Source organism: Enterobacter sp. fkY84-1 (assembly GCF_052974705.1).
Genome location: NZ_CP169393.1, coordinates 3109025 through 3131578, shown reverse-complemented (window position 1 = coordinate 3131578; position 22554 = coordinate 3109025). Strand labels below are relative to the sequence as shown.

The following is a 22554-nucleotide window of genomic DNA, read 5'->3' as shown; positions in this document are numbered from 1 at the left end:
GCGCCATTGCATCATCGACATTCGAAGGCTCTATGCTAAGTAACGATATTCTTCGTAGCCTGCGCTACACCCTGAAAGCGAACAATAACGACATGGTGCGCATTCTTGCGCTGTCCGACATGGAATCCACGTCTGCGAGTTTTGACACGTGGATGACCAAAGAAGACGAAGAGGGGTTTGTCCGCTGTCCTGATATCATTCTGTCGGGCTTCCTGAACGGCCTGATTTACGATAAGCGCGGCAAAGATCCGGCCGCGCCAGAGCTGGCGCTGGAGCGTCGGGTGAACAACAACACGGTGCTGAAAAAGCTGCGTATCGCGTTCTCGCTGAAAACGGACGATATCGTGGCGATCATGACCGAGCAAAAATTCCGCGTATCCGTGCCGGAAGTGACCGCCATGATGCGCGCACCGGATCATAAAAACTACCGCGAGTGCGGCGACCAGTTCCTGCGTAATTTTCTGCGCGGGCTGACCCACCGGGTGCATCACCCGAAGGCGTGATGTTTAGCCGGGTGGCGGCTTCGCCTTACCCGGCCTACAAACCCCGTAGGCCCGTGCAGGCGTAGCGCCGCCGGGCAAAAAAAAGCCGGAGATAATCTCCGGCTTTTTTGTTATTTCACCTGCTGACCAGGCTTCGCACCTTCGTCAGGGCTTAACAGGAAGATATCTTTCCCGCCAGGGCCTGCGGCCATCACCATCCCCTCAGAGATGCCGAAGCGCATTTTGCGCGGCGCCAGGTTGGCGACCATCACGGTCTGACGGCCGATCAGCACCTGCGGGTCCGGATAGGCAGAACGGATCCCGGAGAAGACGTTGCGCTTCTCGCCGCCCAGATCCAGCGTCAGGCGCAGCAGCTTGTCAGAGCCGTCCACAAACTCCGCGTTCTCGATCAGCGCCACGCGCAGGTCGACTTTGGCGAAATCGTCAAAGGTAATGGTTTCCTGAATCGGATCGTCCGCCAGCGGGCCGGTGACCGGTGCCGCAGCCGCCTTCACCTCTTCTTTCGAGGCTTCCACCAGGGCGTCAACCTGCTTCATCTCGATGCGGTTGTACAGCGCCTTGAAGGTGTTGACCTTGTGGCCGAGCAGCGGCTGCTGGATAGCATCCCAGGTCAGTTCGGTGTTCAGGAACGCTTCAGCGCGGGCTGCCAGCTGCGGCAGAACCGGCTTAAGCCAGGTCATCAGCACGCGGAACATGTTCAGACCCATGGTGCAAATCGCCTGCAGGTCGGCGTCACGGCCTTCCTGTTTCGCGACCACCCACGGAGCCTGTTCGTCCACATAGCGGTTGGCAACGTCGGCCAGCGCCATGATTTCACGAATCGCTTTACCGAATTCACGGCTTTCCCAGGCTTCGCCAACCGCAGCGGCGGCATCGGTGAAGGTTTTATACAGCGCCGGATCGGCCAGTTCGGCAGAAAGCACGCCGTCAAAGCGCTTGGCAATAAAGCCCGCGTTACGGGACGCCAGGTTCACCACCTTGTTCACGATGTCCGCGTTCACGCGCTGCACGAAATCTTCCAGGTTCAGGTCGATATCGTCGATGCGGGAAGAGAGCTTCGCGGTGTAGTAGTAGCGCAGGCTGTCCGCGTCGAAGTGGTTCAGCCAGGTGCTGGCCTTGATGAACGTCCCGCGGGACTTGGACATCTTGGCGCCGTTCACCGTCACGTAGCCGTGAACAAACAGGTTGGTTGGCTTGCGGAAGTTACTGCCTTCCAGCATGGCCGGCCAGAACAGGCTGTGGAAGTAAACGATGTCTTTGCCGATGAAGTGGTACAGCTCGGCGGTAGAGTCTTTCTTCCAGTATTCGTCGAAGCTGACGGTGTCGCCACGCTTGTCGCACAGGTTCTTGAAGGAGCCCATGTAGCCGATTGGCGCGTCTAGCCAGACGTAGAAGTATTTGCCCGGTGCATTCGGGATTTCGAAGCCGAAATACGGCGCATCGCGGGAGATATCCCACTGCTGCAGGCCGGATTCGAACCACTCCTGCATCTTGTTCGCTACCTGCTCCTGCAGCGCGCCGCTGCGGGTCCACGCCTGCAGCATTTCGCTGAAGGACGGCAGGTCAAAGAAGAAGTGCTCGGAGTCACGCATCACAGGCGTGGCGCCGGAAACCACGGATTTCGGCTCGATAAGCTCGGTCGGGCTGTAGGTCGCGCCGCACACTTCGCAGTTATCGCCGTACTGGTCCGGGGATTTACATTTCGGACAGGTGCCTTTGACGAAGCGGTCCGGCAGGAACATGCCTTTTTCCGGATCGTACAGCTGAGAGATGGTGCGGTTTTTGATAAAACCGTTCTCTTTCAGACGGGTGTAGATCAGCTCCGACAGCTCGCGGTTTTCGTCGCTGTGCGTGGAGTGATAGTTGTCATAGCTGATGTCAAAGCCAGCAAAATCGGTCTGATGCTCCTGACTCATTTCGGCAATCATCTGCTCTGGGGAGATCCCCAGCTGCTGCGCTTTCAGCATGATCGGCGTGCCGTGGGCATCGTCCGCACAGATGAAGTTAACCTCGTGGCCGCGCATTCGCTGGTAACGGACCCAGACATCAGCCTGGATATGCTCCAGCATGTGGCCGAGGTGGATTGAGCCGTTGGCGTACGGCAGTGCGCACGTTACCAGAATTTTCTTCGCGACTTGAGTCATAGTAGGCATTACTTCTTTTAACTGTGAAAAGGGTTTTTGATATTACCAAAAGGGGCATTATTAAGTAAGCACAAACCACGGCCTTTCAGGTAAACTTGTTCATCTAAGGTCTTATTCACAAGAACAAAGGAGTCGGGATGAGTTCTCAATCCCAGGCCAAATCACCGGAAGCCTTACGAGCAATGGTCGCCGGGACGCTGGCTAACTTTCAGCATCCAACCCTGAAGCACAATCTCACTACGCTGAAAGCGTTACACCACGTTGCCTGGCTGGACGACACGCTGCACGTTGAGCTGCAGATGCCGTTCGTCTGGACCAGCGCCTTTGACGCGCTGAAAGAGCAGACCAGCGCCGAGCTGCTGCGCATTACCGGCGCGAAGGCGATCGACTGGAAGCTGAGCCACAGCATCGCCACGCTGAAGCGCGTGAAAAACCAGCCTGGCGTCAACGGCGTGAAAAACATCATTGCCGTCAGCTCGGGCAAGGGCGGGGTGGGGAAATCCTCTACTGCCGTAAACCTGGCGCTGGCGCTGGCAGCGGAAGGCGCAAAGGTCGGTATTCTTGATGCCGACATCTACGGCCCGTCTATTCCAAACATGCTGGGCGCGGAAAACCAGCGTCCAACCTCGCCCGATGGGACCCACATGGCGCCGATCATGGCGCACGGTCTGGCGACCAACTCCATCGGTTACCTGGTGACTGACGATAACGCCATGGTCTGGCGCGGCCCGATGGCCAGCAAAGCGCTGCTGCAGATGCTGCAGGAGACGATGTGGCCGGATCTGGATTATCTGGTGCTGGACATGCCGCCGGGGACCGGTGACATCCAGCTCACGCTGGCGCAGAACATTCCGGTGACGGGTGCCGTTGTGGTGACCACGCCGCAGGATATCGCGCTGATCGACGCCAAAAAAGGCATTGTGATGTTCGAGAAGGTGGAAGTGCCGGTGCTCGGTATCGTTGAGAACATGAGCATGCACATCTGCAGCAACTGCGGTCACCACGAACCTATCTTCGGTACGGGCGGGGCAGAAAAACTGGCTGCGAAGTATCACACCCAACTGCTGGGACAGATGCCGCTGCACATTACCCTGCGTGAAGATCTGGACAGCGGCAAGCCGACGGTGGTCAGCCGTCCGGACAGCGAATTTGCAGAGATGTATCGTCAGCTGGCGGGACGCGTTGCGGCGCAGCTTTACTGGCAGGGCGAAGTCATCCCGGGCGAAATCGCGTTCCGCGCGGTGTAATACCTCTTCGCTTAGTGCCGGGTGGCGGCTTCGCCCTATCCGGCCTACGAAATACGGTTTTGTAGGTCAGGTAAGCGAAGCGCCACCTGACTTTACCCAAGCCGATAATGCATCAAATAATACTCTCCCTCCGGAGAATCCCCCGTCGCCTCAATGTGCCAGCCGTGCCGCTGGTAAAACGCGACAGCCCGCGCATTCTTCACCAGACACTTAAGCGAACCTGTACTGGTAAACGTCTTCTGCACCTGTTCCAGAAGCATTTTCCCGACGCCGTGGCTTTGATACTGCGGGTCAACAAAGAGGTTGTGCAGAAAATTATCGTTCGCCCAGACGGAGGCAAAGCCCAGGCGATGGCCGTTCTGCGTGGCAACCCAAATCACTTCGTCACGGGTGGCCGCGTCAAAGTCTTCAAGCTGCCAGTCTGAACTGTCCAGCCATGGCCAGGCCTCACGCCGGGCGTGGAGAAAGAGCGTGCGCAGGAAAGGACGATCGCTTTCCTGCCAGGGGCGGATCAGAATGGTCTTAGCGGTGATAGAAAATATCTCCGTTATAGGCTTTGTAGATTTTGCCGTCCGCATCGCCGATCAGCACGTAGTTCTCGCCCATGTAGGTCCAGTGGGTTCCGGCATCCGGAGCCGGCAGGTTACGCAGCTGGTACTGTTTGATGGTGTACTCCGGCGTTTGATACTGCGCCGGCGCCGTGTCGCCAATCTTGAATTTCGTGAAGTCAGCGATGAACTCTTGTTCTTCATAGGCCTTGATGCCGGAGGGTGCAGCGGCCGTTTGCGGGGCAGAGAATGCGGATCCCGCCAGAGACAGTAATACACCCAGAAGCAGCAGTTTACGCTTAGCCATTTTTTCTCCAGTGATATCGTTACAGATACTTTTCGTCTGCGGGACGTCGAAAGCGAAGCAGACAGTCCATTTTAAGTATCAACGCAGGGTATGTTTGAAAAAAAATGTAACAAAAGTGGACGGTTTTGTGTAGCCCAATTGCGTGATGCTTATCAGTATCGGGAATATTGTCGATGCATTATATTTTTAATATTTATCATTTCATTAATTAATTCTGAAAATAACTTTCCATATCAAAGTTAGAAAGCGAGGCGAATGCTTTCTCTCTGAAGAGCATTTAATATTGCCTCCGGATGAAGCGTGCTGACATCCGTTTTTTTAACCAGGTCGAGTATAGGATCTGTTTTTTAAAACGCGGGTGAGGTGTGCTTTATAAGGGCAGGAAGTTCATCTCTCATAAGCATAATTGATTACATTTCATGGGGTTGGATTGGGTCTTTTTACAGGCTTAACGATAAACGCAACGTTAAAAAGAAATATTTATATTAATGAAAAGTACAACTGCATTTTCGCTGTTATTTCTCAGTATTAGTCAGTTAACAGGGTGTGTTTTTTCACCTGGTCAGAACTTAAGTGTGTCAGGTAAGAAAGTTATTTCGGCGGAAGAGGCAAATTATCAGCTTGATAAGCGCGTGGAAATTTTTCCGCTGACCCCGGAGTGGATTGAAAAACTGCGCCCGCCCGTGTCGAAATCTCAGGCAAATCCTAATCTGGACAAGCAGATCAAAAACTGGGAATACCGTATTGGTGCAGGCGACATCCTGACGGTCACCGTCTGGGATCACCCTGAATTAACAACGCCCGCAGGACAATATCGTAGCGCGAGCGATACAGGCAACTGGGTCAACGCTGACGGTACGCTCTTTTATCCCTATGTCGGTAAACTGCGGGTGGCAGGAAAAACGGTTTCACAGGTACGTGAAGAGATTACGGCTCGACTGGATAGCGTCATTGAGAGTCCGCAGGTGGACGTCAGCGTAGCCTCCTTCCGTTCACAAAAAGCCTACGTCACCGGAGAGGTGGAAAAATCGGGTCAACAGCCGATAACCAATATTCCGCTGACGGTGATGGATGCGATTAACGCCGCGGGTGGGCTCTCGGCGGATGCCGACTGGCGTAACGTCGTGCTCACACACAATGGACAGGACGCCCACCTCTCACTCTATGCCCTGATGCAGCATGGCGATTTGACCCAAAATAAGCTGCTTTATCCTGGCGATATCCTGTTTGTTCCCCGGAACGACGCGCTGAAAGTGTTCGTAATGGGCGAGGTGGTGAAACAGAGCACCCTTAAGATGGATCGTAGCGGCATGACGTTGGCCGAGGCCCTGGGCAATGCCGGGGGGCTTAACCAAAATATGGCCGATGCAACCGGCATTTTTGTTATTCGCCAGGTATCGAAAAAAGGTGACACCGACAAAATCGCCAATATCTATCAGCTGAATGCGGAAGATGCTTCAGCCATGGTGCTGGGTACGGAATTCCAGCTTGAGCCGTATGACATTGTCTACGTCACCACGGCACCGCTATCGCGCTGGAATCGCGTGATCTCCCAACTGGTGCCCACCATCAGCGGCGTACATGACCTGACCGAAACCGTTCGTAACATCCGATCGTGGCCGTAGTCATGTTCCATTCAATCTTAGTGGTCTGCACCGGCAATATTTGCCGCTCACCCATTGGTGAGCGGCTATTGCGTCAGCAATTACCCGGCAGGCAGGTCACCTCTGCAGGTATTTTCGGACTAGAAGGACGCCCGGCGGATGCGAGTGCGCAGGCTGTGGCCTTGCGTCACGGCCTTTCGCTGGAGGGGCACGTTGCCCGCAGGGTGACGTGCAGTCTGTTGCAACAGTCCGACTTGATTCTGGTGATGGAGCCGGAACACCTTCGTTTTATTGCCACAATGGCCCCGGAGAACCGGGGAAAATCGCTGCTATTTGGACAATGGCTGGAAACCCAGGACATTCCCGACCCGTATCGCAAAAGCCGTGAAGCCTTTGAATATGTTTTCGGGCAATTGGGGAAAGCCAGTCAGGAATGGGCTCGTCGTTTGAGTTAACAAGGAATGAAGCCGTAATGTCGTCTTCTAAATCAGACAAATATAGTGCTGCGACACCGCAGAATAACGAAATGGATCTCATTCAGTTGCTTGCTGAGATGTTCGATCACCGGGTAATGATCGCGTGTGTTACGCTTCTGTTCACGGTATGTGCGGGGATCTACGCCTTCAGCGTCACGCCGGTTTATCAGGCTGATGCCCTGGTGCAGGTCGAAGCGAAGCAGGGCAACGCGCTGCTCAAGAACCTGACCTCGCTCAGATCCGATCTCTCACCCGATGTCGCTCCAGAACTTTTACTCCTTAAATCACGGATGGTCCTCGGACAGACCGTTGATCGGTTAGGGCTGACCTACGAGGTTAATAGGCGCTTGTTCCCCGTCATTGGAGCTTTCTGGGAGCATGTGCAGGGGCGCAACCCCGCTGAAATCACGATTGGCTCGCTGAATATTCCGTCTGTGGAGGGGGATCCACAAACGCTTTTACTCACTGTTCTCGAGCAAGGGCGATATCGTCTTGAGGGACAAACGCTTGAGGCAGAGGGCGTTGTTGGAAAAGCGCTACTTAAAGAGGGCGTCTCTCTTCTGGTGACCTCCCTCAATGCGGCACCGGGAACCCAGTTTACCCTCAGCATCGTTACCAGGCTTGAGGCGATCAACGCCATTCAGAGCAGACTGACGGTTGTGGAGTCGTCGAAACAGAGTGGAATGATCGCCTTAACGTTAACGGGTGACGATCCCGGCAAGACCGCTACGGTACTTAATACGATTGCCGAAAATTTTCTCAGCCAGAACATTGCGCGCCAGGAAGCTAAAGATTCCCGTAGCCTCACGTTCTTACAGGATCAGTTACCTAAAATCAGTCGCGAACTGGATGAAGCCGAGGCGCGACTGAATGCTTATCGAGAGCAAAGCGATTCGGTCGATTTATCTCTTGAGGCAAAGTCGGTTCTAGATCAGGTGGTTAACGTGGAAAATCAGCTTAACGAGCTGACGTTTCGCGAGGCAGAGGTCTCTCAGCTGTTCAAAAAGGACCATCCCACCTACCGTGCTTTACTGGAGAAAAAACAAACGCTTGAGCGGGAACGCGCGCGCCTGTATAGCCGCGTCTCCTCCATGCCATCCACGCAGCAGGAAATATTACGCTGAGTCGTGATGTTGAATCCGGGCGCGCCGTATACATGCAGTTGCTGACGCGTCAGCAAGAGCTGAGCATCTCGCGCTCCAGCGCTATCGGGAATGTGCGGATCATAGACCCGGCGGTGACGCAGCCGGCCCCTGTCAAACCGCGCAAAGCCCTCATCACTCTGTTTGGTATGATGATAGGGCTGCTCCTCTCTGCCGGAACGGTTTTAGTGCGTTCCGCCTTCAAGCGGGGCATTACCTCGTCAGAACAACTTGAAGAATTCGGGATGCCGCTGCTGGTAACGCTTCCGCGCTCGGTATGGTTATGGAAAAAAACGCACCTGCGCAGGAGAAACCTGTTTACTTCCCACTGGAAGCACAGGATATCCAACGTGCCTTTCCTGCCCATTGACCGTCCGGCTGATACGTTTGTCGAGGCGATGCGTGGGCTGCGCACCAGTTTGCATTTTACCATGATGGATACCGCAAACCGGGTTGTCGTGGTGTCTGGCCCCACGCAGGACTGCGGAAAGACGCTGGTCAGTACTTCACTGGCGTCGATTGTGGCACAGGCCGGACAGCGGGTGCTGTTTATTGATGCGGATATGCGTAAAGGGTATGTCCACAATGTGTTCAGGCTGAACAATCATCGGGGGTTGTCCTGCGTGCTCGACGGAACCGTTGAGTGGCAGGAGGCGGTTCAACGCTTTGAGAAAGGCGGTTTTGATGTACTGACCTGCGGACCCCAACCTACGCATCCCGTTGACCTGCTCATGAGTGAACGCTTCCAGGATGTGATGGCGCAGATTGAAAAGCGGTATGACATCGTGATTATCGACACTCCACCTGTGCTTGCCGTGACGGATGCTTTGCTGATCGCCAGAGCAGCAGCCACTACGCTGCTGGTCGCCCGCTTTGGTAAAACCAGCGTGAAAGAGATCGAGACCAGCCTTAAGCGTATGGAACGGATGAACGTAAAGGTGAATGGCGTGATCCTTAATGACATTGTGAAATCGGCGGCGCTCTATTACAACTCGGGGTATAGCGCTTACGACTATGGCTATACCCGGGAGTAACCCTGGCGCGACATTTCTTTACAGCGTGATGGTGTATTGCCCGTTAAGATGACCTTCGTTAAAACGCGAGGTCACAATGGATAACCGCAAAATCAATCGACTGCGCCGCTGGGCGCGGGAAGGGGTAATACTCGTTCTGCTGACGCTGGCCGTGGCGTGGGGAGTTGATCAATACCGAAAACCGACACTTCCCGCCAGTTTTAGTGCAACGCCGATGACGAGCATCGACGGAAAAATGCATGATATTGCGGCGCTCAGCCAGGAGCGTCCGCTGCTGATCTACGTCTGGGCGACCTGGTGCAGCATTTGCCGTTACACCACGCCTGCGGTTAATCAGCTGGCAGAAGAGGGCGGGAACGTGGTGAGTATCGCCATGCGCTCTGGTGATAACGCAAAGCTTGCACGCTGGGTTGACAAGAAACAGCTTAAAATGCCGGTGATAAACGATGAAAACGGTGCGCTGTCGCAGGCGTGGCAGGTGAGCGTGACGCCGACGTTAGTCATTGTATCGAAGGGGAACGTGGTCAGTACCACAACGGGCTGGACGAGCTACTGGGGATTAAAAATCAGGATGTGGTGGGCGGGCTTATAAGAATAACCCCTCTCCCGGCGGGAGAGGGGTTTTATATTACTTAGCCAGAACTTCCTGCGCGGTACGCTCAACCAGAGACAGCAGGATTTTGATATCTTCCAGCGTCACGGTTGGGTTCAGCAGCGTCAGCTTCAGGCAGGTCACGCCGTTATGCTCGGTCACGCCGACGTTTGCACGGCCGGATTCCAGCAGCGCATCACCAATTTTCTGGTTCAGCAGGGCGATGCCCGCGTCATCCGTCTGCACCTCGCCACGGAAGCGGAACAGCACGCTTGCCAGCTGCGGCTGCATAACCAGTTCCAGCGCAGGCTGCGATTTCACGTACGCCGCAACCTGCTGTGCCAGGGTCACGCCGTGATCGATGATCGCCGCGTATTGCTCCTGACCCAGCGCTTCCAGGCTCATCCACAGCTTCAGCGCGTCGAAACGACGGGTGGTCTGCAGAGATTTGGAGACCAGGTTCGGCACGCCGGCTTCTTCGTCGAACTCAGAGTTCAGGTAAGCCGCCTGATAGCGCATCAGCTCATAGTGGCGCGCTTCTTTCAGCAGGAACGCGCCGCAGCTGATGGTCTGGAAGAACTGCTTGTGGAAGTCCAGGGTGACGGAATCCACCAGCTCAATGCCGTCCAGGTAGTGACGATACTGCTCAGACATCAGCAGCGCGCCGCCCCAGGCCGCATCAACGTGTACCCAGATGTTCTGCTTCGCCGCCAGCTCGGCAATGGCGCGCAGCGGATCGATAGCGCCGGCATCGGTGGTACCTGCCGTTGCGACGATCGCCAGAATCTGCTCGCCGTTCGCATTGCACTGTTCGATTTTCGCCGCCAGATCGGTCAGATCCATGCGGGAGAATTCGTCCGTTTTCACCTGCACCACGGACTGGTAGCCCAGACCCATCAGCGCCATGTTTTTCTGCACGGAGAAGTGCGCGTTTTCAGAGCACAGTACGCGGATCTTACGCAGATCGCCCACCAGACCGTCCTGCTGAACGGAGTGACCCTGACGCGCAAAGAACGCATCGCGCGCCAGCATCAGGCCCATCAGGTTGCTCTGGGTTCCGCCGCTGGTGAAGACACCGGCGTCGCCAGCCTGATAACCCACGCGGGTACGCAGCCACTCGATCAGTTTGATCTCGATGATGGTTGCGGACGGGCTTTGATCCCAGGAGTCCATACTCTGGTTAGTGGCGTTGATCAGCACTTCCGCCGCCTGGCTTACGACCAGGCTTGGGCAGTGCAGGTGCGCCACACACTGCGGGTGATGAACGGACAGGCTGTCTTTCAGGAAGAACTCCACGGCGCGTTCAATCGCCGCTTCGTTGCCCAGCCCTTTCGGGTTGAAATCTAGCTTAATACGGTCGCGCAGTTCCTCGACCGTTTTGCCCTGGTACATCTCAGGCTGTTTCAGCCACTGCATCACAGCCTGAGTGCTTTGTTCAATCGCCTGCTGGTAAGCTTCAATGCTCTGCGCAGAGGAGAACAAAATTGGGTTTGAATCAGACATCGTAATCAATAACTCCGGTTACGCCGGGCGAACGCCCGCAGCAAGCAGTGCCTGCTCAAATTTATCCAGGAAGATCTTCAGCTCTTCATCGCTGATCAGCAGAGAAGGCAGCAGACGCAGAACGATACCGTTACGACCACCGCGCTCCAGAATCAGACCGGCTTCGAAGCACTTCTTCTGAATCAGTGCAGACAGCTCGCCGTCGCCCGGGAAGCAACCCATGTGGTCAGCGGCTTCGTGCGGCTTAACGATCTCAATACCGATCATCATGCCCAGACCGCGAACGTGACCGATAACCGGATAACGTTTCGCCATCTCTTTCAGCTGGCCTTTCAGCCATTCGCCCTGTGCCGCCACTTTGCCTGCGATGTTCTGGTCTTTCAGGATTTTCAGCGTCGTCAGACCGGTTGCCATCGCCAGCTGGTTGCCGCGGAAGGTACCGGTGTGGTGACCTGGCGCCCATGCGTCGAACTGCTTTTTGATACCGAGTACGGCCAGCGGCAGACCGCCACCGACTGCTTTAGACATCACGATGATGTCTGGCTCGATGCCCGCGTGTTCGAAGGCGAAGAATTTACCGGTACGGGCAAAGCCAGCCTGAACTTCGTCGAGGATCAGCAGAATGCCGTGTTCCTGAGTCACTTTACGGATGCGCTGCAGCCACTCAGCCGGAGCCGGGTTCACGCCGCCTTCGCCCTGAACCGCTTCCAGGATCACCGCAGCAGGTTTACGCACGCCGCTTTCAACGTCGTTGATCAGGTTATCGAAGTAGTAAGTCAGCGCTTTCACGCCCGCTTCACCACCGATACCCAGCGGGCAGCGGTATTCGTGCGGGTAAGGCATGAACTGCACTTCTGGCATCATACCGTCTACCGCTTCTTTCGGTGACAGGTTGCCGGTCACGGACAGTGCGCCGTGGGTCATGCCGTGGTAACCACCAGAGAAGCTGATGATACCGCTACGGCCGGTCACTTTTTTCGCCAGCTTCAGCGCTGCTTCAACGGCGTCAGCACCGGATGGACCGGTGAACTGCAGGCAGTACTCTTTGCCCTGACCAGGCAGCAGAGAGAGCAGGTATTCGGAAAACGCGTCTTTCAGAGGCGTAGTCAGATCCAGAGTATGTAACGGCAAGCCGCTGGTAATGACATTTTGGATGCTTTTCAGCACATCAGGATGGTTATGGCCAAGCGCAAGGGTCCCTGCACCTGCTAAACAGTCAAGGTATTCTTTATTATCTGCATCGGTGATCCACACGCCTTCTGCTTTAGTGATGGCTAAAGGCAGTTTGCGCGGATAACTCCTGACGTTAGATTCAAACTCGGCCTGACGGGCCAGATAGGTTTCGTTGCTTTTGTGGGCATCTACGGTGTCAATACGGACTTTATCCGTCATCATATCACTCCTACAACCGCCGCTTCGTTATGAGCCACGATTGAATAAAAAGTTAAAAAACAGAAGGGGCCTGAAAAAAACGCCGCCAATATAGAGCCTTTTGCCACGGGGCTCAATGGTTAATTTGTTTACTGTTTTGTGACACGTGTGTATAGCGAGGAAATATCCCCTTTTTTAAAATGAAAATTGTATTTTATGCCAAATAAAAACAGCTAGTTACAGGCTATTTGCCCGGTGTGTAAAGTCGCAGAAAAGAGTGTGACAAATCGTGCCATTGAACGGCATAAAAGGAGGGAAGCTTTCCCTGTTTATCCGGCAGGTGCAGAAAACGGTGCTCACGTTGCCTGTGCAACGGAATCACGCAGTAAAAATGGACTTTCTACGCGCGTGGTTTCCTGATGTTCTTCACCGTTAATAATATGCAGGGCGCTCAGGCGACCAATTTCATAGTGCGGCAGTTGTACCGTCGTGAGAGGAGGAAGGAACAACTCCCCAATGCCCACCATATTGTCATAGCCGATCACCGCGACGTCGTCCGGTATACGAAGCCCTTGTCCCAGTAGCGTCTGGTACACCATAAACGCGATACGATCGTTACCGCAGATAACGGCGTCGAACCTGGGAATGCCATTCTGCATGTGCGCCAGCAACACGGCCGGAATGTCGCGATAGTGCTCATCGCCGAGTGCCATATAGCAGTGCTCCAGGCTGTCCGGATCGAGCCCCGCTTCACGGCATGCACGCTCCAGCCCCTGACGACGGCGGGTTGTGGCCAGATGCCCCTCAGGTAAATGCAGGCAGAGAGGGCGTCGATAACCCTCCGCGAGTAACGCCCGCACGGCGGTATATTGCCCCTGCTCATCATCGGGAATATAGCTGGCAACCTTTTCGCCGTCGCTTTCGCAGTTGGCCAGCACGCAGGGAAGGGTGAGGAGTTTGGCCGGGAGAGGAACCTGACGTAACCCCATGGTGGTGTAGATAATTCCGTCGGGCCGATGAGAGAGGAGAAGGTCGACAATGGCGTCCGGATTGTCATCGGTAAACATATTCATCACGAAGCTGTTCCAGCCGTGCATTCTGGCCGTCTCTTCAATAGACAGCGTGATCTCCACCGAGAACGGCGTCGTCACCGTATCGAGCGCCAGTACCCCTATGGTTTTAGGCGAGGCATGCGCGCCGCGTATTTTCTTGGCGGACAGATCGGGCACGTAGCTGGTCTGCTCAATAGCCAGCTGAACGCGCGCCAGCGTTTCCGGCTTAAGGCGCTCCGGGCTGTTCAGCGCGCGGGAGACCGTCATCAGCGATACGTTAGCCAGCTTTGCGACGTCCTTCAGGGAAGCCATTGTCTTACTCCGTGAATGTTCTGCGTGAAAGGGTATACAACTAAGTCGCTGATGTAAAAGAAAGGCTGATGCCCAGGCCGGGTCATGTTTACCTCAGTGATGAATATTTGATCGCGATCTCATTCTCTTAATGTTAACGTTAACTTTCGTGATTAACATCTTAAATTTCAGCCAAACAGCATGAGAAAGCGTAAATGTTAACGTTACCATTGTGTCATTACTCCAACATGAGAATGTCATGATGAAAACGCATCACTCTCACAGCTACCCTTTATTAAGCGCATTACTGTTTTTCTTTTTTGTCACGTGGTCATCTTCCGGCTCGTTGCTCTCTATCTGGCTCCACCAGGAGGTGGGGTTAAAGGCAGGGGATACGGGGGTCATCTATGCCGTGCTGTCCGTCTCCGCGCTGTGCGCGCAAATCTGCTACGGCTTCATTCAGGACAAGCTCGGCCTGCGAAAAAACCTGCTCTGGTTTCTGACCAGCCTGCTCATTCTTTCCGGTCCGGCCTTCCTGCTGTTTGGTTATCTGCTGCAGATTAACGTGTTACTCGGCAGTATTTTCGGCGGGATTTATATCGGGCTGACGTTTAACGGCGGGATTGGTGTACTGGAATCCTATACCGAGCGCGTGGCCCGCCAGAGTCAGTTTGAGTTTGGCAAGGCGAGGATGTGGGGATCCCTTGGCTGGGCGGTGGCAACCTTTTTTGCCGGTCTGCTGTTCAACATCAATCCGAAGCTGAACTTCGCGGTGGCGAGCTGCGCCGGGCTGGTGTTTTTTGTGTTGCTGGCGCGCCTAAGAGTCTCTTCCGCGCCGCACGCCATGCAGGAGGCGGTATCCGGCGGTAAGGTCACGCTGGAGGATGCCTTACGTCTGTTGACGCTGCCGCGCTTCTGGGCGCTGGTGTTTTTCGTTATTGGCACCTGTATTTACGGCGTTTACGACCAGCAGTTCCCGGTCTATTTCTCCTCACAGTTCCCGACGCTGCAGGAAGGAAACGCCATGTACGGCTATCTCAACTCCTTCCAGGTTTTCCTGGAAGCGGCGGGCATGTTCTGCGCCCCGTGGCTGGTGAATCGCCTCGGTGCGAAAAACGGCCTGATTTTCGCCGGAATGGTGATGGCGATGCGTATGGTGGCATCGGGTCTGGTTGAGGGACCGGTATTGATCTCCATTACCAAGCTGTTGCACGCGGTTGAACTACCCGTTTTGCTGGTCTCCATCTTTAAATACAACAGCCTGCATTTTGATAAGCGGCTCTCTTCCACCCTCTATCTGGTGGGCTTTGCCTGTACAAGCTCGGTGATTGCCTCGGTCCTGTCACCGCTGGCAGGTTACAGCTACGAGAAATACGGCTTTGCCCAGTCCTATCTCATCATGGGGCTACTGGTATTCAGCACCACGTTTATCTCCATCTTCCTGTTGCGCTCGGGTAAGTCCTCATCTGACCCGCTCATGCCGCAACCTTCCACCATCTGATCGAAAGAGTAGAGAAATGATGTATTCCATTACGAAAGCAGAACAGGAACTGCAGTCCAGACGCGAAGGGCTTAATCTGCGCTGGTATCCCCGTTACCACCTCGCCGCGCGTGCTGGCTGGATGAACGACCCGAATGGCCTGGTTTGGTTTGACGGCTGGTATCACGCCTTTTATCAACACCATCCGTATTCGACCCAGTGGGGGCCGATGCACTGGGGCCATGCGCGCAGCAAAGATTTAGTTCGCTGGGAGCACCTCCCGGTTGCGCTGGCTCCGGAAGGGCCAGACGACAAGGACGGCTGTTTTTCCGGCTCAGCGGTGGTGGATGGCGACACGCTGGCGCTGATCTACACCGGCCACAAATTCCACGGCGATCCAGACGATGAGGCTAATCTCTACCAGGTGCAGTGCCTGGCAACCAGCCGTGACGGCATCCATTTTGTGCGGCACGGGACCGTCATTGATACACCGCCCGGGCTGCATCACTTCCGCGATCCGAAGGTATGGCGTGAAGGGGCGTGGTGGTACATGGTCGTTGGCGCGCGCGAGGGGGATACGGGCCAGGTGCGTGTGTACCGGTCTGCCGATCTGCGCGAGTGGCAGGACAGGGGCGTGCTCGCGGTGGCTGAAAAAGAGCTGGGTTATATGTGGGAATGCCCGGACTTTTTCACTCTCAATGGTAAACGCGTGCTAATGTTTTCGCCTCAGGGACTGGCGGCAGACGGATTTAAACATCGCAATCTCTTCCAGAGCGGCTATCTGGTAGGCGAATGGCAGCCTGGTCAGCCCTTTATGCGTGAAGGTGAATTTGTGGAGATGGACTACGGGCATGATTTCTACGCGCCGCAAAGCTTCCTGACGCCTGACGGCCGCCGCATCGTTATCGGCTGGCTGGACATGTGGGAATCTCCCCTTCCGGAACAGGAGGACGGGTGGGCTGGCATGCTCTCTTTACCGCGCGAACTGACGCTAAGCGCGGATAACCGCCTGCAGATGCGGCCAGCCAGAGAAGTGAAAAGCCTGCGCGGGGCGTGGTTCCCCTGGCCGATAAGTACGCTTAATAACCAGCAGATGACGCTGGTGGAACACTGCGATGCGATGGAGGTCATTCTGCAGTGGGATTGCGCCAACAGCAGCGCGGAGCAGTACGGCATTCGTCTTGGCAACGGATTCCGTCTCTACGTTGATGCGCAGATGCAGCGCCTGGTGCTGGAGCGACATTATCCACAGTATGGCCTGTGTGGTACCCGAAGCGTCGCGCTTAACCTGAGCAACGCGCTTAATCTGCGTTTGTTCTTTGATAGCTCCTCCGTGGAGGTGTTTGTTAACGAGGGTGAGGCGTGCCTCAGCAGCCGTATATATCCTGATGCCGACTGCCGCGAGCTGGCGTTATTTGCCTGGGCGGGGGGCGCGTCGCTTATTCATGGCGGGGCGTGGCAGCTGGAGTAAATCTATTAACGAGCTAAAACAAAGCCCCATACACATGGGGCTACGTAAATCTTATCAGGTGGTAGCGTCCTGCAAAGATCACATTTTTGATAATTGTGCGTTTACAACTCTCTCTTTTCCGACAACCAGCTGCATAATATAGCTACCCTTGTGCCATGAACCCTTATTTGGCTTCCAGCCTTTCGAAAGCAGATATTCAGCAGCATCAGAGACAGGCTTATTCATAACGTGATCCGCATCACCTGATAACTTTTTTAAATCACCGCTTACTTTGGCTGGCTTGCTATCACAACGACCGGCAGCATCCATAACCTGAGTGCAGCCTTCAGGAAGGCGCCTGTGCGCTGACTGTGCAAGTTGAGCAGCATTCTCTAAAGCCTGTTTTTCAGCCGCAGCGTTAATGGCTGTGGTGCGGTTTTGCTCTGCAATATAACAAGCATCTTTACTCACTCCTTTGCTTTGACAATCAGCCATCCGTTGAGCTGGTGAGGAACACGCAGCAAGAGATAATATAGACGCTACCATCATTAACTTTTTCATTATTGCCTCAGTAATTACAATTATAAATATAGGTGCCTAACATCAAGCCGATCCATATCCCTAATAAAATAAAAGTTAGATACAAAACAGCGGAGATAAAAATGTACTTTGTCATTTTTGTGTTAGCAGCAATGTATTGAGTTATAGCCAGCTAATTAAACTCAATGGTAAGTTTTTTTAGCTGATTGGCGATTTGCTGGCATTTTAATTTAATATTGTTAAATCACCATCCGTAAGATGCGGACGCCGCAACAATTTCATCACCGTTGGATGTACCTGATGTAGAGAGGGTAGCGGCTATATTCTCAGCGAACTTATGACGGTAACCGACTGCGTAACCTTGCGCATCTTTGAAGTTGGCAGCACCGACGGCAACCGCGTTATCGGTATCAACGTAATGCAAACCAGCAAGAGAAGCAGCGCCAGCGATACCAGCACGATATTCCTTGCGATCCTCATTCTGCTGATTCTCCAGAGAAGAGAACTTAGCGTTATTTTGACTCTCTAACGCAGTAATACGTGATTCATGATTCGCTAATTGTGCGCTGTGATTCTGAATCGTCGTTTCCTGCGTTTGCTGGCGTGACTGAACGTTAGCAACAGCAGCTTTATTCGCTGCGGCTATCGTTTGTGCATCTACAGCTAAAGATTGTGCATAAGCGCCCGTATTAAATGCCTGAGTCGCTTTGTCAGAGGCATCCTGAAGGGCGTGATCTTGTCTACCCTGATCTGCGTTGAAAATGCTTTTATCTACCTTACTTGCAAGCGTTTGTGTATTAGCATCTGCTTTGCTGTTCGCATTAGTGGCGGTGATTTCGGCATGATCAGCAGCGGCTTTAGCGCCAGTAGCATCAGTAAGCGCTGTATCAGCTTTTGCACCAGCAAGCACAGCATCAGATTCAGCTTTATCTACTCTCGTGTTTGTATCAATGATTGCTTGTCCGTTAGTCATAACGCCTTGTAAAGCTGCGTCAGCTTTATCAGTTGCGCTTTTAATTGCATCATCACGCAATAAATTTTCATCTCGCATGTTGATAATATCAGTGCGATTTTTACCAATATCAACACGATTTGCTTCTTCACGATCTGCATTTTGTTGATTGATTTGGGTTTGAGTCCAGCCCAAAGAATCTACAACATCATCAGCGCTGATCGTAGCCGCGAATGTTGCACCAGAAAACACAATACCAAATACAAAAATAGCGGTAGCTGATGTATTTAAACATTTCATATTAAAGCTCTCATCATCAATACAAGAAAAAATTAGGGCGCTATCCTGGCGGGAAGATACAACGTCTTGTTATATCTGTATTAATTCACGATTAACGTTGAAAATTTTGGTTTGATAACTTATTTCGTAACGTGCAGCAACTATCTATGAATGTGTAATTATAATTATTGATCTAAATCATAAATCGCATTAATAGCTAATTCAGTTCGCTGTAATAGAAAAGATATTATCTGTTAAATATCAATGGTATAAGTTTTTAGTTGGTTTGATTTTATGATATGTATGAAATAAAAACTCATTAATATTTTTTAAGTTTTCTGGCGAGGAAAGATGAAAAATAGGCGAAATAGTTAATGTCAGTTAATGGATCTCTCTCTCTGTTTTATTATTGAATCCATCTTGAGTTTTGAATGAAAGCAATGCTGAGCCTAACAGTAATCCTGCAGTTTTTTGCTAAAAATATTGTTGTTGAAAACTCAAGCGAAATGTATCTAGATATAAATTTATATGACTTAGTAACAGAATTGTTATACAAAATGGAGAGTCTGAAGGAGGGGCAGGGTAGCCCCATGTGTAAAGGTTTTTTTGCTATGCTTGTTTCTTTTCGTTCCAGGCATCGGAATGCAAGATATTGCCATCTTTATAAAGGTGAGTGATTTTCTCGTAGGCTAAAGAAATATCTTCCATATGGCCTGTACCCGTAGCCGTTCGGGTATCGTGCATTACAGGACTAAAGCTAACTACTTTCACACTTTCTAGTGTAATGGTGTAGTAAATTTCTTCTTGCCCACTGTAGTTGATACGATAGAAATTAAACTCAGCGCTTTTAAGAGTCTGCCCCGTTGCAACAGCTTTAAACAGATAGGGTGATGAACTGTCAATCTCTTTAGTGAAATTGAATGAGCAATGTTGCCGGCTTCCTGTCACTTTACCTGTTAAATTGTCTGTAGGAATGATCACGCTATGCTGTAAGCTACGCAGTTCTATGCTTCCATCACGTCCATGAACGTCACAAGATCCCATGATCTGAGATCCACCATCATCTTTTAAAATCAAATGCACTGGTACAGCCATTTTTAACGCTCCTTGCTGTTAGTCGTATAACCATCTTCCTGCTTTAGCCGATTCTGCAAACATCCTTACAGTAAGAGGTTTTGAGATTTGCTTTACTGGTTTATCAGTAAACCATCTTCTAAAGAACCACGTTCTAAACCACGGATAATATTTCTGATAATTCATTGCTGACATGTCAATATTAAAAAAACTGTCGTATTTATTAATGCAATAAATTAAATCATCATCGTCTGCATAATCTTGAAGAATATCATCAAGCTCTAACGGTATCAGCTTTCCTGTGAATGTACCTGACACAGGTAACTCTTTACGGAATAGCTCTAAAACTTCCTGATCTGTTACCATATGCGATCTTTCTCGTGTGCGATGGTGTTGTAGTCACGAACGGTTTTATAAACGATTTGACTAATATCGCTCGCTACTATAGCCCAACCAACAACAGGTAATCCACGCCCTACAAAAGCGCCCAGGTTAGTAACATATTTAGGCCTAAGTGTTGTTATGCTCGCTTCTGTAAGAGTTGGAAGTCTTACAGGTAATTCAGTGTTAAGAAGTTGGCGAAGGTATTTTGATGCTATTGACGTACCCGCTGTGGTTCCGTAAGGTTTACCTCTTGTTTTTAATAATGGCAGACCCAGAATAATACAGCTCATTGAAATAACATCTTTAATTCCGCCAAATTGATCATTAACTCTATCCAGTAAAATCCAAAAAAATAACTCTCCTGCAGTGATATTGCATACGCCACGATAGAAATATGTTCCATTTAATTCTTCAACTGTATCCATCAGTAACCCTTTAGTTTCAGGTAACATGTTGATTAATCGTACTGCGTGCAAGTACAAAGGGGAAGCTGTTTTTATGAAAAAGCACTTAAAATCAAAGTGCTGTTGGCTAAATGATAAAGGTTATGTGTGCAGGCTATACATTGAGACAGTCGCATACCAGCGAATTATATAAGGGAAAGAGAAGGGAATTCATTAGCTACTGCTCAATACCATCTATTAAAATGTTAATTATTTTCTTTTCTGTGAAGGATCTTTTAGTCGTTTAATTAAAAAGACAGAGAGTAATTGGGTGTCGTTGTTCTTTCTGAGTATTCGAAGTCTTTCGCTCCTGCCTTGCGTGAAGAATTATTATCCGAAAGAGTGGGCTTGCTTGAGCAAGCAACTTCCCCTAATCTGGCAAAAAGTAAGCTAATGCTTACCAAATGACTCGGGGTGCCCTTCTTTGTGAAGGCTGAGAAATACCCGTATTACCTGATCTGGATAATGCCAGCGTAGGGAAGTCAGATGCCTTCCCGGTCATCGCTTCTTCACGCAAGGCAGGAGCGAACGCATGCAGCCTGACCTGCTCGATTTACACGTTTTACACCACTTCCGAACCCGTTCTCCGCTGACCCACTGCATGACCAATGACGTCGTACAGACCTTTACGGCCAACGTTTTGCTGGCGCTGGGCGCATCTCCGGCGATGGTGATCGAGGCCGAAGAGGCCGAGCAGTTTGCCGCGATAGCCGATGCGCTGCTGGTTAACGTTGGCACGCTGACCGCGCCGCGCGCCCAGTCGATGCGTCGTGCGATTGAAAGTGCGGTAGCGGCAGGCAAACCCTGGACGCTGGACCCGGTTGCCGTGGGCGCCCTGGCGTTCCGCACCCGGTTTTGCCATCAAATCCTTGCCCTGAAACCGGCCTCCATTCGCGGCAATGCTTCCGAAATCCTTGCCCTCGCCGGGATGAGCGCGGGCGGGCGCGGCGTCGATACGACCGATACCGCCGCCAGCGCGGTGCCTGCTGCCCAGGCGCTGGCCCGGCAGATCAATACGATTGTGGTGGTCACCGGCGAGGTGGACTACATCACGGACGGGCAACGTACCCGAACGGTAACCGGCGGTGACCCGCTGATGACGCGCCTGGTGGGAACCGGGTGCGCGCTCTCTGCCGTTGTGGCGGCGAGTTGCTCGCTGCCGGGTGACCGGCTGGATAACATCGCCGCCGCCTGCGGATGGATGAAGCGGGCCGGAACGGTGGCCGTTGCGCACTCGCGCGGCCCGGGCAGTTTTGCCAGCGCGTTCCTCGACGCGCTCTACACGCTGGAGGAGCAGGCATGAAGCGGATTAACGCCCTGACCATTGCCGGCACCGATCCCAGCGGCGGCGCAGGTATCCAGGCAGACCTGAAAACCTTCTCGGCGCTGGGCGCGTACGGCTGCTCGGTCATCACCGCGCTGGTGGCGCAAAACACGCGCGGCGTGCAGTCGGTCTACCGCATCGAGCCAGATTTTGTTGCCGCGCAGCTGGATTCGGTGTTCAGCGACGTGCGTATTGATACCACCAAGATCGGCATGCTGGCCGAAACGGACATTGTGGAAGCGGTGGCCGAACGGCTTAAGCGCTATCAGGTGCAAAACGTGGTGCTGGATACCGTCATGCTGGCAAAAAGCGGCGATCCGCTGCTCTCCGCCTCCGCCGTCGAGACGCTGCGCAATAAGCTGCTGCCGCAGGTAGCGCTCATCACTCCCAATCTTCCGGAAGCCGCCGCGCTGCTGGGCGCGCCGCACGCGCAAACTGAACGGGAAATGAAAGCGCAGGGCAATGCGCTGCTGGCGATGGGCTGCGGGGCGGTGCTGATGAAGGGCGGGCATCTTGATGACCCGGAAAGTCCGGACTGGCTCTTTACCCGCGACGGCGAAGTACGCTTTACCGCGCCGCGCGTGCAGACCAAAAATACCCACGGCACGGGCTGTACGCTCTCGGCCGCACTGGCGGCGCTGCGCCCACGTCATGAAAGCTGGGCCGATACGGTTAGCGAAGCAAAAGCCTGGCTCTCGGCGGCGCTGGCAAAAGCCGATACTCTGGAAGTCGGTCACGGTATTGGGCCGGTACACCATTTTCATGCATGGTGGTAAGCCGTATACTGGCAGGATACACCACGTCTGAGAAAAAC

At 53.0% G+C, this 22554-nt stretch carries 20 protein-coding genes, 1 pseudogene and 1 riboswitch; of the genes and pseudogenes, 10 read left to right on the top strand and 11 right to left on the bottom strand.

All coding sequences use genetic code 11. The annotated features are described in order from the left end of the window. Nucleotides 1-32 precede the first annotated feature (32 nt). Nucleotides 33-503, top strand: a complete 471-nt coding sequence (locus tag ACEPLT_RS15005; protein WP_008500891.1) for a YehS family protein — start codon at nucleotides 33-35, stop codon at nucleotides 501-503. 110 nt (nucleotides 504-613) lie between these two features. Here ACEPLT_RS15005 and metG read toward each other — a convergent pair whose 3' ends face one another. After that, nucleotides 614-2647, bottom strand: coding sequence for a methionine--tRNA ligase (gene metG, locus ACEPLT_RS15000; protein WP_049121278.1), 2034 nt, complete (start codon nucleotides 2645-2647; stop codon nucleotides 614-616). 137 nt (nucleotides 2648-2784) lie between these two features. Between metG and apbC the strand changes: the two genes are divergently transcribed. After that, nucleotides 2785-3894 carry an iron-sulfur cluster carrier protein ApbC gene (gene apbC, locus ACEPLT_RS14995; protein ID WP_008500889.1) on the top strand — a complete coding sequence of 370 codons (1110 nt, stop codon included), beginning with the start codon at nucleotides 2785-2787 and terminating at the stop codon, nucleotides 3892-3894. A 92-nt stretch (nucleotides 3895-3986) separates the two neighbouring features. Here apbC and ACEPLT_RS14990 read toward each other — a convergent pair whose 3' ends face one another. After that, nucleotides 3987-4472 carry a GNAT family N-acetyltransferase gene (locus ACEPLT_RS14990; RefSeq protein WP_008500888.1) on the bottom strand — a complete coding sequence of 162 codons (486 nt, stop codon included), beginning with the start codon at nucleotides 4470-4472 and terminating at the stop codon, nucleotides 3987-3989. Beyond that, complete coding sequence (locus ACEPLT_RS14985) at nucleotides 4417-4749, bottom strand: RcnB family protein (RefSeq protein WP_008500887.1); 333 nt, start codon at nucleotides 4747-4749, stop codon at nucleotides 4417-4419. Before ACEPLT_RS14985 ends, ACEPLT_RS14990 begins: the two co-directional genes overlap by 56 nt. Before the next feature lie 488 nt (nucleotides 4750-5237). On the opposite strand from ACEPLT_RS14985, the gene ACEPLT_RS14980 reads away from it, so the two are divergent. The 4 genes and pseudogenes from ACEPLT_RS14980 to ACEPLT_RS14965 all read left to right on the top strand — a co-directional run bounded on the left by ACEPLT_RS14980 (nucleotide 5238) and on the right by ACEPLT_RS14965 (nucleotide 9597). Continuing rightward, nucleotides 5238-6374 (top strand): polysaccharide export protein, encoded by a 1137-nt coding sequence (locus ACEPLT_RS14980; protein WP_008500886.1) that lies wholly within the window; start codon nucleotides 5238-5240, stop codon nucleotides 6372-6374. 2 nt (nucleotides 6375-6376) lie between these two features. After that, a complete protein-coding gene (locus tag ACEPLT_RS14975; RefSeq protein ID WP_021241484.1) occupies nucleotides 6377-6808 on the top strand; it encodes an arsenate reductase/protein-tyrosine-phosphatase family protein in 432 nt (143 codons plus the stop codon). 17 nt (nucleotides 6809-6825) lie between these two features. After that, nucleotides 6826-9005: pseudogene (locus tag ACEPLT_RS14970) on the top strand (polysaccharide biosynthesis tyrosine autokinase). A 76-nt stretch (nucleotides 9006-9081) separates the two neighbouring features. Next, a complete protein-coding gene (locus tag ACEPLT_RS14965; RefSeq protein ID WP_023325651.1) occupies nucleotides 9082-9597 on the top strand; it encodes a protein disulfide oxidoreductase in 516 nt (171 codons plus the stop codon). 36 nt (nucleotides 9598-9633) lie between these two features. On the opposite strand, the gene ACEPLT_RS14960 is transcribed toward ACEPLT_RS14965, so the two are convergent. The 3 genes from ACEPLT_RS14960 to ACEPLT_RS14950 all read right to left on the bottom strand — a co-directional run bounded on the left by ACEPLT_RS14960 (nucleotide 9634) and on the right by ACEPLT_RS14950 (nucleotide 13835). Beyond that, entirely contained in the window at nucleotides 9634-11100 is a 1467-nt protein-coding gene (locus tag ACEPLT_RS14960; RefSeq protein WP_032675192.1) for a pyridoxal phosphate-dependent decarboxylase family protein, read from the bottom strand. A gap of 18 nt (nucleotides 11101-11118) precedes the next feature. After that, nucleotides 11119-12495 (bottom strand): diaminobutyrate--2-oxoglutarate transaminase, encoded by a 1377-nt coding sequence (locus tag ACEPLT_RS14955; protein ID WP_014884533.1) that lies wholly within the window; start codon nucleotides 12493-12495, stop codon nucleotides 11119-11121. A gap of 332 nt (nucleotides 12496-12827) precedes the next feature. Next, nucleotides 12828-13835, bottom strand: coding sequence for a LacI family DNA-binding transcriptional regulator (locus tag ACEPLT_RS14950; RefSeq protein WP_021241480.1), 1008 nt, complete (start codon nucleotides 13833-13835; stop codon nucleotides 12828-12830). A 238-nt stretch (nucleotides 13836-14073) separates the two neighbouring features. Between ACEPLT_RS14950 and ACEPLT_RS14945 the strand changes: the two genes are divergently transcribed. Next, complete coding sequence (locus ACEPLT_RS14945; protein ID WP_021241479.1) at nucleotides 14074-15315, top strand: MFS transporter; 1242 nt, start codon at nucleotides 14074-14076, stop codon at nucleotides 15313-15315. 16 nt (nucleotides 15316-15331) lie between these two features. After that, on the top strand, nucleotides 15332-16765 hold the full coding sequence (locus ACEPLT_RS14940) for a glycoside hydrolase family 32 protein (protein ID WP_232928732.1): 1434 nt from the start codon (nucleotides 15332-15334) through the stop codon (nucleotides 16763-16765). Between the two features lie 78 nt (nucleotides 16766-16843). Here ACEPLT_RS14940 and ACEPLT_RS14935 read toward each other — a convergent pair whose 3' ends face one another. From ACEPLT_RS14935 to ACEPLT_RS14915, 5 genes are all read right to left on the bottom strand, one after another. Then, entirely contained in the window at nucleotides 16844-17305 is a 462-nt protein-coding gene (locus tag ACEPLT_RS14935) for a hypothetical protein (RefSeq protein WP_232928730.1), read from the bottom strand. Nucleotides 17306-17528: 223 nt separating this feature from the next. Next, nucleotides 17529-18536 (bottom strand): YadA C-terminal domain-containing protein, encoded by a 1008-nt coding sequence (locus ACEPLT_RS14930; protein ID WP_159125495.1) that lies wholly within the window; start codon nucleotides 18534-18536, stop codon nucleotides 17529-17531. A gap of 588 nt (nucleotides 18537-19124) precedes the next feature. After that, on the bottom strand, nucleotides 19125-19610 hold the full coding sequence (locus tag ACEPLT_RS14925) for an Hcp family type VI secretion system effector (RefSeq protein WP_065102677.1): 486 nt from the start codon (nucleotides 19608-19610) through the stop codon (nucleotides 19125-19127). Nucleotides 19611-19628: 18 nt separating this feature from the next. Beyond that, a complete protein-coding gene (locus ACEPLT_RS14920; protein WP_025913229.1) occupies nucleotides 19629-19955 on the bottom strand; it encodes a DUF1493 family protein in 327 nt (108 codons plus the stop codon). Beyond that, nucleotides 19949-20398: an STM2901 family protein gene (locus tag ACEPLT_RS14915; protein WP_071998375.1), complete on the bottom strand. Its 450-nt coding sequence runs from the start codon at nucleotides 20396-20398 to the stop codon at nucleotides 19949-19951. The genes ACEPLT_RS14920 and ACEPLT_RS14915 overlap by 7 nt, the downstream gene beginning before the upstream one ends. Nucleotides 20399-20816: 418 nt before the next feature. Then, nucleotides 20817-20913: riboswitch (TPP riboswitch) on the top strand. A 35-nt stretch (nucleotides 20914-20948) separates the two neighbouring features. On the opposite strand from ACEPLT_RS14915, the gene thiM reads away from it, so the two are divergent. Together thiM and thiD are read left to right on the top strand one after the other, a co-directional pair. Continuing rightward, nucleotides 20949-21719: a hydroxyethylthiazole kinase gene (gene thiM, locus ACEPLT_RS14910; RefSeq protein ID WP_232928728.1), complete on the top strand. Its 771-nt coding sequence runs from the start codon at nucleotides 20949-20951 to the stop codon at nucleotides 21717-21719. After that, nucleotides 21716-22516, top strand: coding sequence for a bifunctional hydroxymethylpyrimidine kinase/phosphomethylpyrimidine kinase (gene thiD / locus ACEPLT_RS14905; protein WP_032675185.1), 801 nt, complete (start codon nucleotides 21716-21718; stop codon nucleotides 22514-22516). Before thiM ends, thiD begins: the two co-directional genes overlap by 4 nt. The last annotated feature ends 38 nt before the right edge of the window (nucleotides 22517-22554 follow it).

Excerpts from the sequence above, each read along its gene's own strand:
- ACEPLT_RS15005 (WP_008500891.1), top strand. The coding sequence starts at position 33 with ATGCTAAGTAACGATATTCTTCGTAGCCTGCGCTACACCCTGAAAGCG.
- metG (WP_049121278.1), bottom strand. The coding sequence starts at position 2,647 with ATGACTCAAGTCGCGAAGAAAATTCTGGTAACGTGCGCACTGCCGTAC.
- apbC (WP_008500889.1), top strand. The coding sequence starts at position 2,785 with ATGAGTTCTCAATCCCAGGCCAAATCACCGGAAGCCTTACGAGCAATG.
- ACEPLT_RS14990 (WP_008500888.1), bottom strand. The coding sequence starts at position 4,472 with ATGCGGACGGCAAAATCTACAAAGCCTATAACGGAGATATTTTCTATC.
- ACEPLT_RS14985 (WP_008500887.1), bottom strand. The coding sequence starts at position 4,749 with ATGGCTAAGCGTAAACTGCTGCTTCTGGGTGTATTACTGTCTCTGGCG.
- ACEPLT_RS14980 (WP_008500886.1), top strand. The coding sequence starts at position 5,238 with ATGAAAAGTACAACTGCATTTTCGCTGTTATTTCTCAGTATTAGTCAG.
- ACEPLT_RS14975 (WP_021241484.1), top strand. The coding sequence starts at position 6,377 with ATGTTCCATTCAATCTTAGTGGTCTGCACCGGCAATATTTGCCGCTCA.
- ACEPLT_RS14965 (WP_023325651.1), top strand. The coding sequence starts at position 9,082 with ATGGATAACCGCAAAATCAATCGACTGCGCCGCTGGGCGCGGGAAGGG.
- ACEPLT_RS14960 (WP_032675192.1), bottom strand. The coding sequence starts at position 11,100 with ATGTCTGATTCAAACCCAATTTTGTTCTCCTCTGCGCAGAGCATTGAA.
- ACEPLT_RS14955 (WP_014884533.1), bottom strand. The coding sequence starts at position 12,495 with ATGATGACGGATAAAGTCCGTATTGACACCGTAGATGCCCACAAAAGC.
- ACEPLT_RS14950 (WP_021241480.1), bottom strand. The coding sequence starts at position 13,835 with ATGGCTTCCCTGAAGGACGTCGCAAAGCTGGCTAACGTATCGCTGATG.
- ACEPLT_RS14945 (WP_021241479.1), top strand. The coding sequence starts at position 14,074 with ATGATGAAAACGCATCACTCTCACAGCTACCCTTTATTAAGCGCATTA.
- ACEPLT_RS14940 (WP_232928732.1), top strand. The coding sequence starts at position 15,332 with ATGATGTATTCCATTACGAAAGCAGAACAGGAACTGCAGTCCAGACGC.
- ACEPLT_RS14935 (WP_232928730.1), bottom strand. The coding sequence starts at position 17,305 with ATGAAAAAGTTAATGATGGTAGCGTCTATATTATCTCTTGCTGCGTGT.
- ACEPLT_RS14930 (WP_159125495.1), bottom strand. The coding sequence starts at position 18,536 with ATGAAATGTTTAAATACATCAGCTACCGCTATTTTTGTATTTGGTATT.
- ACEPLT_RS14925 (WP_065102677.1), bottom strand. The coding sequence starts at position 19,610 with ATGGCTGTACCAGTGCATTTGATTTTAAAAGATGATGGTGGATCTCAG.
- ACEPLT_RS14920 (WP_025913229.1), bottom strand. The coding sequence starts at position 19,955 with ATGGTAACAGATCAGGAAGTTTTAGAGCTATTCCGTAAAGAGTTACCT.
- ACEPLT_RS14915 (WP_071998375.1), bottom strand. The coding sequence starts at position 20,398 with ATGGATACAGTTGAAGAATTAAATGGAACATATTTCTATCGTGGCGTA.
- thiM (WP_232928728.1), top strand. The coding sequence starts at position 20,949 with ATGCAGCCTGACCTGCTCGATTTACACGTTTTACACCACTTCCGAACC.
- thiD (WP_032675185.1), top strand. The coding sequence starts at position 21,716 with ATGAAGCGGATTAACGCCCTGACCATTGCCGGCACCGATCCCAGCGGC.